This window comes from Kitasatospora sp. NPDC050463 (genome assembly GCF_040655255.1).
GTDB lineage: Bacteria > Actinomycetota > Actinomycetes > Streptomycetales > Streptomycetaceae > Kitasatospora.
The window spans coordinates 1-16,012 of sequence record NZ_JBFAJO010000053.1; the positions used below are offsets into that span (position 1 = coordinate 1).

Below are 16,012 nucleotides of genomic sequence, written 5' to 3' on the forward strand. Positions count from 1 at the left end.
GGTACCTCACCCCCCTCGAAACCCGAGCCAGACTGCAGCACGACTTCACCCCCGCAGCGTAAGCACACGCTGTCCAAGATCAGGGGGGAACTTCACGGGAAGGTCACCACCGCGTTCGTCGGTCCCGACCGAGGAGACGAGTGCGCAGACTGCGGAGCAGAAGGCCCGTGTGAAGCGGGAGTCGGCCAGCCGGGACTCCCGGAAATCCTCGCGACCGCCGTCTCGGGCCGGGCTCGCACCGGCCGCATCCCGACTTCCCGCCCCGGTTGGACGGCTTCACCCTCCGGTCCGGCCGCTCACCGCCCGGCCCGGCTGCACGCGCCCTCGTCACGAGGACTGAGCTCAGGGCGACGGCAGCGTCCTGCGCCGCACGGGAGTTCAGCCTTTGGACGGCCCAGCCGTACCGACGCGGCGCCTGGGAGGAGAGCCTCCATCAGGACGGCACTCGGCCCCGTGCCCGTCCCACGCGGGGACGGACACGGGGCCGTCGGCGACCACTGTCCACAGAGGTCGTGGCCGGGCCGATCGCCTAGAACGCGACGTTCGTGCACTCGGTGGGGTACTCGAGCTCGGGCGCCGGCGCGAGCAGCCCGGTGAAGGTGGCGGCCTGCGGCGCCGTGGAGCAGTTGTTGCTCTGCTCCGAGGCGCCGCCACCGCTCGCGTCGACGTTGAGGCAGTTGGTGTCGTACTCGAGCTCGGGCGTCAGCGTGCCGGTCACCGCGAGGACGCCCGGGGCGGTGGAGCAGGTGTTGCTCTGCTCGACACCCTCCTGGCCGAACAGGTGGCCGAACCCGTGGGCACTGGCGCCACCCGCACCGACGAGAACCAGCGCACCCGCAGCCGCCGTCAGAAAGGCCGCCTTCTTGCCAACGTTCATTAAAGCCTCCGTGTGGGTCTTCTCCGCAGATTCCGCGGACACCGGACTAACGACGGCAACCTGAGGAGGCGTCGACACCTCACCCAACTTCACCCACCTGGCTTACTGCTGCACCCGGCCATCTCCGCCGCTCCCCGGATGAACCGTCCTGTGAACGGTCAGGCGCCGGTGCAGCGCGGCAGGATCGAGCAACGCAGCGAGTTGGAGCTGATGGCGCGGTCCGAGCCGGCCACCCTCTCCTCGCCCAGCGCGAGCACCGGCGGCTCGATCGGCAGGACGTGCAGCGTGGCTCTGGTCGCCGCAGCTCAGCCGAGGTGCCCGTCAGGCCTCTGGCCTGGCCTTATCCGGGGGCTGCGGCGGCTGCGGTGAGGCGTCGGGCTTCGCCGATTTGCGGGCCGGTGCGGCAGGAGTTCTGCTGTAAAGAGCCCCGCTTACTCGCCAGTTGCAAGCGACGGCAGCTGCATCCCCACCTCTGGGGAGAGGGCAGAAGGGATGCACTCAGGCCCCCACCGCGAGCGCCGGCACGCAGTCCCGGCCCGCGATGCGTCCATCCGGGCGGATGACGCGAGAGGAAGAAATGTCATGGGCATGACTCTATTGGAAGCCGTAGTCGCAGGCCGCGAGGGCGACGAGCTGGGCAGTCTCCCACTTCCCGAACGGTTCACCGCGGCGACGGTGCGGCTCAGCGACGTCGGCATGTTCCAGGGCGAAACGGACAAGGACGTCCGCAGGTCGCTGCGGATAGACGAAGTCCCCATGCCCGAGCTGGCGCCGGACGAGGCGCTGGTCGCGGTCATGGCCAGTGCCGTCAACTACAACACGGTCTGGTCGGCGATGTTCGAACCCATTCCGACCTTCCGTTTTCTCCAGCAGCTGGGACGCAGCGGCGGCTGGGACGCCCGCCACGACCTGCCTCACCACATCCTCGGATCCGATGCATCCGGAGTCGTGGTGCGGACCGGGTCGTCGGTTCGCCGTTGGAACATCGGCGATCACGTGGTCGTCACTCCGGCATACGTCGACGGCCAGGAGCCGGCAACCCACAGTGACGGCATGCTGGGCAGCGAGCAGCGCGCATGGGGCTTCGAGACCAACTTCGGTGGTCTGGCCCACTTCGCCGTCGTGCGGGCCAGCCAGTTGCTGAGCAAGTCCCCGCTGCTCACGTGGGAGGAGGCCGCCGTCAACCCGCTGTGTGCCGCCACCGCGTACCGGATGCTCGTCAGCGACCGCGGCGCCCGGATGAAGCAGGGCGACGTCGTACTGATCTGGGGGGCGACCGGCGGCCTGGGCTCATACGCCGTGCAGTTCGTGCGCAACGGTGGTGGCATCCCGGTGGGTGTCGTGAGCTCGGTGGAGAAGGCCGACACCTTGCGAAGGCTCGGCTGCGAGGCGGTGATCGACCGCTCGGAGATCGAGCAGGGGGACCGCACGGTCCTCCAGCGTCCTGACGGCTGGAAGAAGCTCGGCTCAGCGATACGCGCGGCGGTGGGCGAGGATCCGCACATCGTTTTCGAGCACGTGGGCCGAGCGACCTTCGCGGCCTCGGTCTTCGTCGCCCGCCGTGGGGGCGCGATCGTGACCTGCGGATCCAGTACCGGATATGAGCACATGTTCGACAACCGCTACCTGTGGATGAAGCTCAAGCGGCTCATCGGCAGCCACGGCGCCAACCTGCACGAGCAGTGGGAGGTGAATCGGCTCATCAACATGGGCCGGATAGTTCCCACACTCTCGAAGACCTATGCCCTGGACGACGTTGCCTCGGCTGTCCGGAGCGTGCAGGTCAACGAGCACATCGGGAAGGTCGGGGTACTGTGCCTCGCCCCGCAGCCGGGGCTGGGCGTGACCGACCCCGTCGGCCGAGCACGAGTCGGCGAGGACCGGTTCCGTCTCTTCCGGGACGGAGACGGCGATGTGAGATCCGCGCCGACAGCCTGTCCGTAGTTCCCGCCCCTTCCATGGTCCCGGCATCGACGCCGGCCGGTGGCCTCATCCCCAGCTGTCGCCCCTGTCCCGTCCGGTGCGGGCCGGGCGGTGAACCAGCCACCCCGCCCACCCCACGGGAGGTACGTCTTGTCCATCCTCAACGACGCTCGCCGTGCCGACCCGAAGCCGACGGTGATGCAGGCAGACACCCTCGGCAACCGCCTGGTCGAGGCTGCCGTGCGCAACCCGGACGCTCCTGCCTTCACCTTCGTCGACTTCGCAGCCGGCGGGACCGGGCAGGCCGCCGTGTCCACCTGGAGAGAGCTCGACCGTCAGGTGCGGGCAGCGGCGGCCGCGCTGCGCCGCGCGGGCGCCGGCGGCGAACCCGTGGCCGTCGTCGCCCCTCAGTGCCTCGAGTACGTCGTCGGCTTCCTTGCAGCGATCCGCGCGGGCGCCATCGCCGTGCCGCTCTTCCCGCCGGATCTCGCCCGCCATACCGACAAGCTCGCCGCCTCGCTGACCGACGCGAGGCCGACCCACATCCTCACGACCCGTGCCGAGCAGTCGGCCGTGGCGGCGTTCTGCGCCGCGAGCGGCATTCCGAACCGACCCCGTGTGCTGGCCGTCGAAGATCTCGTGTCCGCGCGAACCACCGAGGACGGCTCCGACGAACTGGCCGACATCCAGCCGCGGCCCGAGGACTGCGCCTATCTCCAGTACACCTCGGGGTCGACACGGGCACCGTCCGGCGTGGAGATCACCCACGCCAACGTGGTCGCCAACGCGGGGCACCTCGTGCAGGCGTACGACATCCATCGGGACCGCAGTCACATGGTCGGATGGCTGCCGCTCTACCACGACATGGGCCTGCTGCTGATGGCCCTCCTGCCCGTCGTCGGCGGAGTCCACTCGGTGATCACCGATCCGCTGGCCTTCGTGCAACAGCCGGCGCGATGGCTGAGGTTGCTGTCCCGATACCCGGGCGCCGTCACCGCCGCACCGAACTTCGCGTACGACTACTGCGCGCAGCGGGTACGCGAGGAGGACCGGGAGGGCCTCACCCTCGACGGGGTCGCTGTGATGATCAACGGCAGTGAGCCGGTCCGGCCCACCACGTTGAACCGCTTCATGGCCGCCTTCGGCGACTACGGAGCCCGCCGAGTGGCGATGCGGCCCTCGTACGGTCTGGCGGAGGCGACGCTGATCGTCTCCGCCTCCCCCACCGAGGAAGAGCCGCAGGTCACCGCTTTCGACCGGGAACTGCTGGGCCGGGGCATCGCCAGAGTCGCCACGGACACCACTTCCGTCCCCGTCACGGAACTCGTCTCCTGCGGACGGCCCCAGGGGCAGGAGGTGGCCATCGTGGACGCGGCGACATGCCGCCGGCAACCGGACGGCACGGTCGGGGAGATCTGGGTCAGCGGCCCCAACGTCGGGCGCGGCTACTGGGGCAATCCACAGAGCAGCGCGGAGACCTTCCGGGCGGTCCTGGCCGAGGACCGGTCCGCTGAGGGTGCCAGGCAGTGGCTGCGTACGGCCGACCTGGGCGTGTGGCACGACGGCCAGCTGTACATCACCGGCCGCATCAAGGACCTGATCATCATCGACGGCGTCAACCACTACCCCCAGGACATCGAACTGACCGTGCAGAACGCGCATCCGGCCATTCGCAAGGACCACGTGGCTGCCTTCGCCGTGTCCACCGAGGCGGGTGAGGAGCTCGTCATCGTCGCCGAGTACTCCCCGCCCGCCACCGGTCCCGCGGCGGACCACCACAGCGTCACCCGCTCGGTGCGCCGGGCCGTTTCGACCGTCCACGCCCTGGCCGTACGGGACTTCGTCCTTGTCCCGCGCAACACCGTGCCCCGCACCACGAGCGGCAAGGTCGCCCGCCGCGCCAGCCATGACCGCTATCTGAACGGCAGCTGGAGCAGTGCCCGCAGGCCCGGGGCAGGATCCGAAGGGACGGCGTCATGAGGAGAGTCGAAGGCCCTGGCGGAACCACGCCGGGCGGTGCGCAATCCGACGCCCGCCCGGGTGGTGCGCCGGGGGCGGCATGGGGTGAGGCGGAGATCCGCCGACTGCTGCGGCAGCTGATCTCGGAGAGGTCCGACGTGCCCCCGGACGAGATCGACGACGACAGACCGCTGGCGGAGTACGGCCTGACGTCCCGTGACGCCGTCGCCGTCTCGGGGGATCTGGAGAACGCGCTCGACGCGGTCCTGCCTGCCACCCTGCTGTGGGAGGACTCCACCGTCGACCGGCTGGTCCGCCGCCTCGCCCGCGGAGCGGCGGAGCCCGGAGCGCCCGAGGGGGTCGTGCCCGGCCGGGACGCGGCGCGCACGTCCGGGCCGGACGCACGTCTCCGCAGCCGGCCCGTCGCGGTCGTGGGCATCGGCTGCCGTCTGCCCGGCGGTGTCGAGGGGCCGGAGGCGTTCTGGGACTACCTGCTCGCCGGCGGCAACGCCGCGCGCGAGGTGCCCGAGGACCGCTGGCAGGACTTCGAGGACGGCTCGAACGGCACGGCGGCTGCCCTCGCCCGCACCAGCCGGTGGGGCGGATTCCTGGGCGACATCGCGGGGTTCGACGCCGACTTCTTCGGGATCACGCCCCGCGAGGCAGAGCTGATGGACCCCCAGCAGCGCCTGCTGCTGGAGGTGACGTGGGAGGCACTCTGCCACGCCGGTGTCCCGCCGTCAGAGCTGCACGGCACTGCCACAGGGGTGTTCGTCGGTCTCAGCTCCCTCGACTACAGCCACCTGACCATGGCGGGCCTCGAGGGTGTGGCCGCCTGGACCAGCACCGGCGCGGCGGGGAGCATCGCCGCCAACCGCCTGTCCTACATGCTCGATCTGCACGGCCCGAGCATGACGATCGACACCGCCTGCTCCTCGTCGCTCGTCGCGGTGCACCAGGCGTGCCGGAGCCTGGCCGCCGGCGAGTGCGACACCGCCCTGGCCGCAGGGGTCAACGTCCTGCTCTCGCCGGTGATCACGGCGAACTTCGACCAGGCCGGCGCCCTGGCACCGGACGGCAGGTGCAAGGCCTTCGACGCCGCAGCCGACGGGATCGTCCGTGGTGAGGGGTGCGGCGTCGTCGTCCTGAAGCCATTGGACGACGCACGGCGGGCCGGCGACACGATCCTCGCCGTCATCCGGGGCACGGCGGTCAACTCCGACGGCCGCTCGTCCGGGATCATGGCGCCCAATCCCGCCGCTCAGGAGGCGCTGCTGCGCGATGCCCTCCGTGACGCCGACGTGGACGCGGCCGACATCGACTACGTCGAGGCGCACGGTACCGGCACACTGCTCGGCGATCCGATCGAGGCGGGCGCCCTGGGTGCCGTCCTGGGACTCGGCCGGCCGGCCGGCCGGCCGCTGCTCATCGGTTCCGTGAAGACCAACCTCGGGCACCTCGAAGGTGCGGCGGGCATCGTGGGTCTCATCAAGACGGTGCTTTCCCTGCACCACGGCACACTTCCCGCCAGTCTCCACTTCCGCACGCCCAACCCGCACATCGACTTCACCGCAAAGCGCCTACGTGTCGTCAGCGCGGCCACCGAGTGGCCCCGGGCGGGCCATCGGCCGGCGTTGGCGGGAGTGTCCGCCTTCGGATTCGGGGGCACCAACGCGCACGCCGTGCTCGAGCAGTGGTCTCCGGCCGGGTCACCGGCGCCGCAGGAGAGCGCTGCTCCGGGCGCTGGGGAAGCCCCTGCGCCGGACGCCGGCCCGCACGTCCTGGTGGTCACCGCCCGCTCAGCGGACCGGCTCGGTGACGCCGCCCGTGGTCTCGCCGGCTGGCTGACGACCGCGGCCGGCCGACGCACGCCCCTGTGCGACGTCGGGCACACCCTCGGACACGGTCGACGGGGCGCCGTCAGCGCCGCCGTCGTGGGCCGCGGGCACCAGGCCCTCGCGGCCGGGCTCCTCGCGCTGGCGGACGACCAGCCCTCGCCCGGCGTCGTGCGCGCTGCCGACGCCGGGGACACCGCGGCGGTCCCGGGCCGAGGACCGGTGTTCGTCTTCTCCGGATACGGCTCCCAGTGGTACGGCATGGGCCGCGGCCTTCTCGCGGATGACACCGCGTTCGCCGCAGCGGTGGACGACCTCGACGCGGCGTTCGCCGACGTGGCCGGCACGGCCCTGAGCCGCATGATCGCCCAGGGCGTGCCGACCACCGCCGTCCACGGCACCCAGTCCCTGCTGTACGGCGTTCAACTGGCACTCGCCCGTACCTGGCAGGCCTACGGCGTCGAACCCCGTGCCGTCATCGGCCACTCCATGGGGGAGGTGGCCGCAGCCGTGGTCGCCGGAACCCTTGACGCACGCGACGGACTGCGCGTGATCCTGCGCCGCTCGGCCCTGCTCGCCACCGTCGAGGGCGCCCGCGCCGGCGCCATGGCCTCCGTTGGGCTGCCCGAGGACACCCGCGCCGCAACGCTGGCGCGGTTCCCCGGCGTGGTGGTCGCCGTACACTCCTCGCCACGCCGATGCACGGTCACCGGCCCGGCGCAACCGGTGGCCCACCTGGTCGCCGAGCTGGAGGAAGCGGGCCTCGACGCCCGCCTGCTCGACGTCCACGGCGCCGGCCATTCGGCCGCCGTGGACGTCGTCCTGCCCGCCTTGCGCGAGGCCCTCACCGGCCTCCGGGGCAAGGCGCCCGCCATCGCCTGGTACGGAACGGTGTACGACGACCCACGCGACACGCCCGATCCCGATGCCGCGTACTGGTGCGCCAACCTGCGCCGCCCGGTCCGGCTGCGACACGCGGTGGCCGCGGCGGCGGCCGACGGCCACACCGTCTTCCTGGAGGTCTCACCCCACCCGATCGCCGCCCTGCCCATCCGCGAGACGCTCGACGAGGCACCCGACGGGAAAGCCCTCGTGCTGCCCACGCTGCGCCGGGACGACGACGAGTCCGTGGTCCTGCGCACCTCCCTGGCCGAGCTGCACCTGGCCGGAGCCCAACACCGGCGCGAGCTGCTGTGGCCGACCGGCCGGCGGACCGCCCTGCCCGCCGCACCCTGGCGGCATGTACGCCACTGGGTCGACGGCGTGACGCGCTGGCGTCCGCCCCGCGCTGACGGACACCCCCTCCTCGGCCTGCGGGTGGACCTCCCCGGCACCAACCGCGTGCTGTGGCAGGGCGACGCCGGCACCGGCGGGTGGAACCACATCGAACGGCGCGTACACGGCACGGCGGTCCTGACGCTCGCGGCGTGCGCGCAGATCGTTCTCGCCGCGGCAACCGAGGTCACCGGCGTCCCGCCGGACGCCGTCCTGGTCCGCGATCTGACACTGGATCATCTCCTTCCGCTGTCGGACAGCACGCCGGTCACCACCGTCTGGGACCCGGCCGGCCCGGACAGGGCCGCCGCCGTGAGCATCCAGACGCGGTCCCCCGCCGGGACCTGGCTGCGCCATGCCTCGGCCACGGTGGTGACCGGGCTGCCCGACGAACCCCGCATTCCCGGCACCCGCGACGACGACCTCCCGGCCGTCGACGTCACCCTGCCCCACGCCACTGGGCCGGACACGCCACAGTCGGAGGCGCTGGGCGCGCTGCTCGATGCCGGCCTGCACGCGACCTCCCTGCCCCGGAGCACAGTCGAGGCCGCACAATCGGATCCGGACGGCGACCCGTCGGCCAATCCGTCCCCCGCGGCACTCCCCTTCTCGCTCGCCGCCCTGCGGGTGAGGCTCCGCACGACGCCGGGCCCGTGCCGCCTGCACCGCCGCCTCGAGCAGGCCGCCGGAACCCGGGCCGGCGACAACGGTCAGCCACCTCCGCCCGAGCGCTGGACCGTCCGCCTGGACGACCGCGACGGCGGCACCGTCATCGAGGCGCAGGGCGTGGCTCTGCGCACCCCCGAGCGGGCCGAGATACCACTGGCCCTGGCGGAAACCAGCTACGAAATCCTCTGGGACGAGGTCACCACACCCCCCGCCGCCGACCGCATTCCGGCCAACTGGCTGCTGCTCACCACCGGATCCGACGACACGTCCGGCAGGAGGAACCGGTTCGTCCCACCGCTCAGTTCGGCCCTCGAGCGCCGGGGAGCGAAGGTGGCGGTCGGACACTGCCGCAACGGCTCCACCGGACGGATCCTGGACGCCTGGCGCAAGGAGACCGCGAGTGCTCCCGGCTCGGTCGTTCTGCTCTGCACCGGGCCCGCTGACGGCTCCGGAGTCCGTGGGGCCGTCCTCGCGGCCACCGAGGTGGCCCGCCGGCTCGCCGCCGCCCCCGGAGCCGGCGCCGGCCCGCGCCTGTGGCTGGTGACCGAGCGGGCCGTGCCGGTGGCCGCCGGAGACGCCTGCGATCCCGACCGCGCCTGCCTCCGGGGCCTGGTCCGCGTGCTGGCCCTGGAGCAACCCCAGCTCAGGGCCTGCGCGGTCGACGTCGACCGCGCGCCCGGTCTCGCCGACGACCTCGTCCAGGAGCTCCTCGGCGACTCCGAGGCCGACGAGGTCGCCTGGCGCGACGGCACCCGCTTCGTCGCCCGCCTGGCCGCCGCCGCCCCGGACCGGGACGCCGCCGAGATCCGCTTCGCACGCCCGGACGGCGCCTACATCGTCACCGGCGGTCTCGGCGGGCTGGGACTGGCCACCGCCCGCCGACTCGCCGAGCACGGTGCCGGCCGGCTCGTGCTGAACGGGCGCCGCCCGCCGGCCGAGGACACTCGGGCCGTCCTGGACGACCTGCGCGCCCTCGGGACGTCGGTGGAGGTCGTGCAGGGCGATATCGCCGAGCCCGACCTCGCGGCACGCCTTCTCGACGCCGCCCTGGCCGGGGGTCACGCGCTGCGCGGCGTCGCCCACGCGGCAGGGGTGCTGCACGACCGCATCATCACCGACCTGGAACCGGACGACGTCGAGACCGTGTTCCGGCCCAAGGTCGACGGCGCCCTGCGCCTGGAGGAGGCCGTCGCGGGGCACAGCCTCGACTGGTGGCTGGTGTTCAGCTCCGCCGCCGCCCTTCTCGGTTCCCCCGGCCAGGCTGCCTACGCCGCGGCCAACGCCTGGCTCGACGCGCTGGTGCAGCGCCGTCATGCCGACGGTCTGCCCGCGACATCCATCGCCTGGGGCCCATGGGCTCGGATCGGAGGCGCCCCGAACACCGCGGCCATGGCGCTGGAACCCCTCATGCCGGCCCAGGGGCTGGATGCCCTCCAACTGCTCCTCGCCGACGGACGACCCCACACGGGCGTCGTACGGCTGGACGCCCGACGGGTCGTCGAGGCGTATCCGGGCATGGAGACCGTCCCCTTCTTCACGAGCCTGCTGCACGACATCGCCCGCGAGACGGACCACTGGGGCGGCCCCGATCAGCTGTCCGCCCTCGGCGCCCAGGCCCCGGCAGCGGTGCGCCGACGTCTCGCCGTCCGTGCAGCGGCCGTCATGGGCTATCGCACCGAGGACCTCGACAGTTCCGTCCCGCTCACCAGGTTGGGGCTCGACTCCCTGATGGCCGTTCGCATCCGGAACGCGGTCAAGCACGACTTCGGCGTCGTACTGCCGAACAAGCTGCTGATGCGCGGCGCCAGCCTCGATGACCTCACGGACGAGCTTCTGAGCACACTCGACCTGCCCGGCGCACCGGAGTCGGTCGGCGTGGGCGACCGCACCTGCTCCCCGTCGCAGAGCGGCCCCGAGCCGAGCCGGACGACACTGCTCGCGAACGCCCCGGGTCCAAGCGGGCGGGCACCCCTGCCGACGACCATCGCCCCCCGGGACGCCGCCGAGCGGCTGGTCGCGGGAGTGTGGGAGCAGGTGCTCGGCCGGCGCCCCGACGGCGTTCTCCAGAACCTCCGGTCCGCAGGCGGCGACGACGCGACCGCCCGTGCCCTGGCCCTCGGTATCCACGCCCGGCTCGACGAGCCGCCGCATGCCCTAACCCCGGAGCAGATCCTCGCCCGGCCTACCGTGGAGTCCATAGCCGACCTGATCCGCCCCGCTGTGAACGGTGACGGAGCGACTCCCCTGCGCGTGCTGCGCGATCCCGGCGGCACCACCACCCGCGCCCCGCTGTTCGTCTTCCACCCCGCCGGCGGACCGACGTCCGTGTACCGGCCGCTGGTGCGGCTGCTTCCCGCCGACCAGCCCGTCTACGGCTGCGAGCGCGTCGACGAGTTGGCGTCCATGGAGGAGAAGGCCGAGTACTACCTCGACCTGATGCGACGCATCCAGCCCCGGGGCCCGTACCAGCTGCTCGGCTGGTCCTTCGGTGGCTGCCAGGCGTACGAGATCGCCGTGCAACTGCGCGACCGAGGCGAGGACGCCGGCTATCTCGGCCTCATCGACACCATCCTGCCGGCAGCCCTGCCCGGCTCGGACTCGCAAGAGATCGTGCTGGAGCGGTTCAGACGGTTCGCCGACTACGTGGAGACCACGTTCGGCCATCACTTGCCGTTGCCGTACGAGGAGTTGCCGAGCATGACGGACGACGACCAGATCATGACGGTCATGCGCCTGGTTGCCGAGACCGGACTGTCCATGAGCCCGGGAATCCTGGAGCACCAGCGAACCTCGTACGTCGACGCCCGGATCGGCGAGCGCTACCGGCCGCGTCCGTATCCGGGGCACGTCACCCTCTACCGCGCCCAGGAGCCCCAGGTCATGATCACTGCGCTCGATCCCCGCTACCTCCGGGACGAGGCCGATCTGGGGTGGGCGCCACTGTGCCCCTCCCTCGAGGTCGTCCCGGTGCCGGGCGATCACCTGTCACTGATCGATCCGCCCCACATCGCGGTCATCGCGCAGCACCTTGCCCACACTCTGCACGGCGCCGCCGAGCCGGATCGATAGTGGCTCAGCGGCCGGGGGTACCGGCTCCGGCGACGTTCACACAGGTCGTGGTGTAGGTGATGTGAGGCGCGGGGACGAGCACGGGAACCACGACCGAGCCGAGGACGGGACTCGTGTCGCAGTGGTTGCTCTGGGACTCGGCCCCGTTCTCGCTGACGTTGACACAGGTGGTTTCGTGGGTGATGTCCGACGCCGGCGTCAACGGCGTAGCGACCACCACATCACCGACGAGCGGCCGCGTGCTGCACTCGTTGCTCTGCTCGACACCCTTGTGGCCCGTCAGGTGACCGATGCCGTCCGCACTGGCGCCACCCGCGCCGACGAGAACCAGCGCACCCGCAGCCGCCGCCAGAAACGCCGCCTTCTTGCCAACGTTCATTTGAAGCCTCCGTAGGGAATCTCTACCGCGGACATCCGCGGACATCCGACTAACGACGGCAGCCCACGAAGGCTTCGGGAACACACGCATATTCACTCGTCCGGACCACGCTACCGAATCCGGCCGGCACCGGGTTCCGGTGAATCCTCTCCTTGGATGCCGACGGGACCGGGATTCACCCGCTGACTCGGAGCCGGTTTCCGGAAGTCGCGGGTGCGCCGAAGGCCGCCACCTTCTGGACCTGGCGATCTGCCCCGCGCATACGGACGGACGAAGCCCCGGGACGAGAGGCTTCCAAGGGCTGCATTCCTGACCGGGGGAGCGGCGTCGCCTGTTCCCGGCCCGTCAGGGTCGGCGCACGTTCGTCAGCGGCTCAGCGGCCGGGGGTACCGGCCAGGTCAACGGACCGCGGAACAGGCCGGCCGACCAGCCGAGCCGCGGTCGTCTCCGCCACGGCATGCGGTCCGCGGAAGAATCCTCCAGGGACCGCATGCCGAGCAGGAGCGGCGACCGTGGTCCCGCAGAGCCTGCACGGGCCTCGGACTTCGACACGGCCCAGGAGCTGCGCTGCGATCTGCGGTGGAGGGCCGCCTGCGGGCTCGGCCTCAACGACACCGCGTTCGACCCGTCGCTGCTGGCCACCTGCGCGGGCGGTGCACCCGCTCCAAGACCGGCCGGGCCTTCCAGGCCCACGCCCACTACGACCGCCCCAAAGCCCCCTGCCGGCAGGCTGCCGACCCGAACTGGCAGGCCGAGTACCGCCGCTGGCGGCCACCCGTCGAGCGCGCCATGACCTGGATCGTCGTCCGGGGCAACCGCCGGGTCCCCTACCGAGGCGTCCTGAAGAACAACACCTGGCTCCTCAACCGCCGCCGCCTGATCAACCTCGGGCTCACCCGCACGGGCCACACCTGGGCCATCGCCCCCGCGACCACATAGCCCGGGAGGGGCTGTCCCCAACCGGGACAGCCCCTCCATCAGCAAGATCTTCGGCAGATTTCTAGAACGCGACGTTGACGCAGTTGGTCTTGTACTCGATCTCGGGCGCCGGGGCGAGCAGCCCGGTGAGGGTGGCGGCCTCCGGGGCCGTGGAGCACTTGTTGCTCTGCTCCGAGGCGCCGCCACCGCTCGCGTCGACGTTGAGGCAGTTGGTGTCGTACTCGATGTCGGGGGCGAGGCCGGTCACACCGAGGACGCCCGGGGCGGTGGAGCAGGCGTTGCTCTGCTCGACACCCTCCTGGCCGAACAGGTGGCCGAACCCGTGGGCACTGGCGCCACCCGCACCGACGAGAACCAGCGCACCCGCAGCCGCCGTCAGAAAGGCCGCCTTCTTGCCAACGTTCATTAAAGCCTCCGTAGGGAATCTCTACCGCGGACATCCGCAGACATCCGACTAACGACGGCGGCCCACGAAGGCTTCGGGAACGCACCAACATTCACTCGTCCGGACCACGCGCGCCGCTCGAGTAATCCGACACCCGGTTATCGGGCCCTCGAACCCAGGGCATAACTCCGCCGCCAATCCCCGCAACGCAGACGCGGCCTCTGGAGGAATACTTCCAGAGACCGCATTCTTGACCGAGCGTCACGCTTCGCCCCGTTCCGATCCTCCGGACGGGACGGAGGTCGGCCCGGTGGCTCAGCGACTCAGTGCGAGTGGTGCGGTCGGCCTGCAAAGTTGATGCAATTGGTGTGGTACTTGAGCGAGCTGGTCCCGACCAGCCCGGTGAGGGTGGCGGCCGCCGGGGCCGTGGAACAGTTGTTGCTCTGCTCCGAAGCGCCGTGACCGCTCACATCGATGTTGATGCAGTTGGTGTCGTACTCGGCGTCGAGCGGGCCGGCCGAGGCGAGGATGCCCGGGGCCGTGGAGCAGGCGTTGCTCTGCTCGACCCCGCTGCCGAACAGGTCACCGATCCCGCGGGCACTGGCGCCACCCGCACCGACGAGAACCAGCGCGCCCGCAGCCGCCATCAGAAGGGCCGCCCTCTTGCCTACGTTCATCAAAAGCCTCCGTGTGGGGTTCTCCGCGAATGTCGACGGAGAATTCAGGCATACCAACGGAGGCCGTCATATCTTCGGGAGGACACCCAGGTTCACCCGTCCGGATCACGCATTGCACTCGGGTGATCGGGTTCCCGCCGCCCGTCGTCGAGCCCGCACGCGGAAGCGGCCCCTGGGAATGCTTCCAGGGGCCGCAACCTCGACCAGGAGGAGAATTCTTAATTCGCCCGTCTCCAGCCCGCCGAACAGGACAGGAGGGGGTGGGTCAGCGACTCGTCGTCAGTGACCGTGGTGGAAGTCGCCGGCCAGGTTGACGCAGCTGGTGTTGTACTCGATCTCGGGCGCCGGGGCGAGTAGCCCGGTGAGGGTGGCGGCCTGCGGCGCCGTGGAGCAGTTGTTGCTCTGCTCCGAGGCGCCGCCACCGCTCGCGTCGACGTTGAGGCAGTTGGTGTCGTACTCGATGTCGGGGGCGAGACCGGTCAGGGCGAGGACGCCCGGGGCGGTGGAGCAGGTGTTGCTCTGCTCGACACCCTCCTGGCCGAACAGGTGGCCGAACCCGTGGGCACTGGCGCCACCCGCACCGACGAGAACCAGCGCACCCGCAGCCGCCGTCAGAAAGGCCGCCTTCTTGCCAACGTTCATTAAAGCCTCCGTGTGGGTCTTCTCCGCAGATTCCGCGGACACCGGACTAACGACGGCAACCTGAGGAGGCGTCGACACCTCACCCAACTTCACCCATTCGGCAGAGCGGCCTCGACCCTGGCCCTGCACTCACGCCCGGGCATCGGGGGGGCGGGCGGGCCTGAGTCGCCCTGCCCGACGGCGACCGGCCCGTGCTGACGACGGGCCGGTCGAGGGTGATCACCACCTGGCAGGCGCCGCCCGGCCCCGGCCCGGAACCCGCCGGACACGCGACCGTGGCTGCGACGTGTTCCGGGACCGGATCGGAGAAGGAGGCGGGCCGAGGGGCGTCCCGCTCAGTCGCGCGCCAGAAGGCGGGCCGCCTCGAGCGCCCAGTAGGTGAGGATCTGCCCGGCACCGGCCCGGCGGATCGAGGTCAGCGTCTCCATGATCATCCGCTCCCGGTCGATCCAGCCGTTCGCCGCGGCGGCCTCGACCATCGCGTACTCGCCGGAGACCTGGTACGCCGCCACCGGCACCGGCGAGGCGTCGGCCACCTGCCGCAGGATGTCCAGGTATGCCATGGCCGGCTTCACCATCACCAGGTCGGCACCCTCGGCGAGGTCCTGCTCCAGCTCGCGCAGCGCCTCACGGGCGTTGGCCGGGTCCTGCTGGTAGCTCTTGCGGTCGCCCTTCAGCGAGGAGCCGACCGCCTCCCGGAACGGACCGTAGAACGCCGAGGCGTACTTGGCGGTGTAGGCGAGGATGCCGGTGTCCTGGTGTCCGGCCTCGTCCAGCGCCCTGCGGATCACCGCGATCTGCCCGTCCATCATTCCGGACGGGCCGACCAGGTGGACGCCCGCGTCCGCCTGCACCCGGGCCATCTCGGCGTAGCGCTCCAGCGTCGCGTCGTTGTCCACGCTGCCGTCGGCGGCCAGGACGCCGCAGTGGCCGTGGTCGGTGTACTCGTCCAGGCAGAGGTCGGACATGACCACCAGGGAGTCGCCGACCTCGGCGACCACGTCCCGGATCGCCTGCTGCAGGATGCCGTCCGGGTTGGTGCCCTCGCTGCCGACCGCGTCCTGCACCGCGGGCACGCCGAACAGCATGACGCCGCCCAGGCCCGCCTCGGCGGCCTCGACCACGGCCTTGCGCAGCGTGTCACGGGTGTGCTGGACCACGCCCGGCATCGACGTCACCGGGACCGGCTCGCGGACGCCCTCGCGGACGAACAGCGGCAGGATCAGCTCCGCCGGGTGCAGCCGGGTCTCCGCGACCAGTCGGCGCATCGCCGGGGTCGAGCGCAGCCGGCGGGGGCGAACGTACGGGAATTCAGCGGACACGGCTTCTCTCCTCCGAACGGTTGGGCAGCGCCGGGGGCGACGGTTCGCCGCCCCCGGCCCG

General features: G+C 71.5%; 9 protein-coding genes and 1 pseudogene. 4 read left to right on the plus strand and 6 right to left on the minus strand.

Translation table 11 applies throughout. The annotated features are described in order from the left end of the window. Positions 1-529 precede the first annotated feature (529 nt). Positions 530-877, minus strand: a complete 348-nt coding sequence (locus tag AB0J08_RS28220; RefSeq protein ID WP_360640251.1) for a hypothetical protein — start codon at positions 875-877, stop codon at positions 530-532. A 582-nt stretch (positions 878-1,459) separates the two neighbouring features. Between AB0J08_RS28220 and ccrA the strand changes: the two genes are divergently transcribed. From ccrA to AB0J08_RS28235, 3 genes are all read left to right on the plus strand, one after another. Further along, positions 1,460-2,821: a crotonyl-CoA carboxylase/reductase gene (gene ccrA, locus AB0J08_RS28225; RefSeq protein ID WP_360640254.1), complete on the plus strand. Its 1,362-nt coding sequence runs from the start codon at positions 1,460-1,462 to the stop codon at positions 2,819-2,821. A 129-nt stretch (positions 2,822-2,950) separates the two neighbouring features. Continuing rightward, positions 2,951-4,780, plus strand: coding sequence for a fatty acyl-AMP ligase (locus AB0J08_RS28230; RefSeq protein ID WP_360640257.1), 1,830 nt, complete (start codon positions 2,951-2,953; stop codon positions 4,778-4,780). After that, entirely contained in the window at positions 4,777-11,607 is a 6,831-nt protein-coding gene (locus tag AB0J08_RS28235; protein WP_360640260.1) for an SDR family NAD(P)-dependent oxidoreductase, read from the plus strand. The genes AB0J08_RS28230 and AB0J08_RS28235 overlap by 4 nt, the downstream gene beginning before the upstream one ends. A gap of 4 nt (positions 11,608-11,611) precedes the next feature. On the opposite strand, the gene AB0J08_RS28240 is transcribed toward AB0J08_RS28235, so the two are convergent. Beyond that, positions 11,612-11,986: a hypothetical protein gene (locus tag AB0J08_RS28240; RefSeq protein ID WP_360640263.1), complete on the minus strand. Its 375-nt coding sequence runs from the start codon at positions 11,984-11,986 to the stop codon at positions 11,612-11,614. A gap of 642 nt (positions 11,987-12,628) precedes the next feature. On the opposite strand from AB0J08_RS28240, the pseudogene AB0J08_RS28245 reads away from it, so the two are divergent. Then, positions 12,629-12,925 (plus strand): annotated as a pseudogene (locus tag AB0J08_RS28245) (transposase); the annotation flags it as partial. 61 nt (positions 12,926-12,986) lie between these two features. On the opposite strand, the gene AB0J08_RS28250 reads toward AB0J08_RS28245, so the two are convergent. The 4 genes from AB0J08_RS28250 to hemB form a co-directional block, all read right to left on the minus strand. Continuing rightward, positions 12,987-13,331 carry a hypothetical protein gene (locus AB0J08_RS28250; RefSeq protein WP_360640266.1) on the minus strand — a complete coding sequence of 115 codons (345 nt, stop codon included), beginning with the start codon at positions 13,329-13,331 and terminating at the stop codon, positions 12,987-12,989. A 302-nt stretch (positions 13,332-13,633) separates the two neighbouring features. Continuing rightward, positions 13,634-13,987, minus strand: coding sequence for a hypothetical protein (locus AB0J08_RS28255; protein ID WP_360640269.1), 354 nt, complete (start codon positions 13,985-13,987; stop codon positions 13,634-13,636). A gap of 279 nt (positions 13,988-14,266) precedes the next feature. Beyond that, positions 14,267-14,629, minus strand: coding sequence for a hypothetical protein (locus AB0J08_RS28260; RefSeq protein WP_360640272.1), 363 nt, complete (start codon positions 14,627-14,629; stop codon positions 14,267-14,269). A gap of 335 nt (positions 14,630-14,964) precedes the next feature. Continuing rightward, on the minus strand, positions 14,965-15,951 hold the full coding sequence (hemB, locus tag AB0J08_RS28265) for a porphobilinogen synthase (protein ID WP_360640275.1): 987 nt from the start codon (positions 15,949-15,951) through the stop codon (positions 14,965-14,967). Between the last annotated feature and the right edge of the window lie 61 nt (positions 15,952-16,012).

Bases quoted from the DNA above. Each gene is read 5' to 3' on its own strand.
- AB0J08_RS28220 (WP_360640251.1), bottom strand. From the start codon at position 877: ATGAACGTTGGCAAGAAGGCGGCCTTTCTGACGGCGGCTGCGGGTGCG.
- ccrA (WP_360640254.1), top strand. From the start codon at position 1,460: ATGGGCATGACTCTATTGGAAGCCGTAGTCGCAGGCCGCGAGGGCGAC.
- AB0J08_RS28235 (WP_360640260.1), top strand. From the start codon at position 4,777: ATGAGGAGAGTCGAAGGCCCTGGCGGAACCACGCCGGGCGGTGCGCAA.
- AB0J08_RS28240 (WP_360640263.1), bottom strand. From the start codon at position 11,986: ATGAACGTTGGCAAGAAGGCGGCGTTTCTGGCGGCGGCTGCGGGTGCG.
- AB0J08_RS28250 (WP_360640266.1), bottom strand. From the start codon at position 13,331: ATGAACGTTGGCAAGAAGGCGGCCTTTCTGACGGCGGCTGCGGGTGCG.
- AB0J08_RS28255 (WP_360640269.1), bottom strand. From the start codon at position 13,987: ATGAACGTAGGCAAGAGGGCGGCCCTTCTGATGGCGGCTGCGGGCGCG.
- AB0J08_RS28260 (WP_360640272.1), bottom strand. From the start codon at position 14,629: ATGAACGTTGGCAAGAAGGCGGCCTTTCTGACGGCGGCTGCGGGTGCG.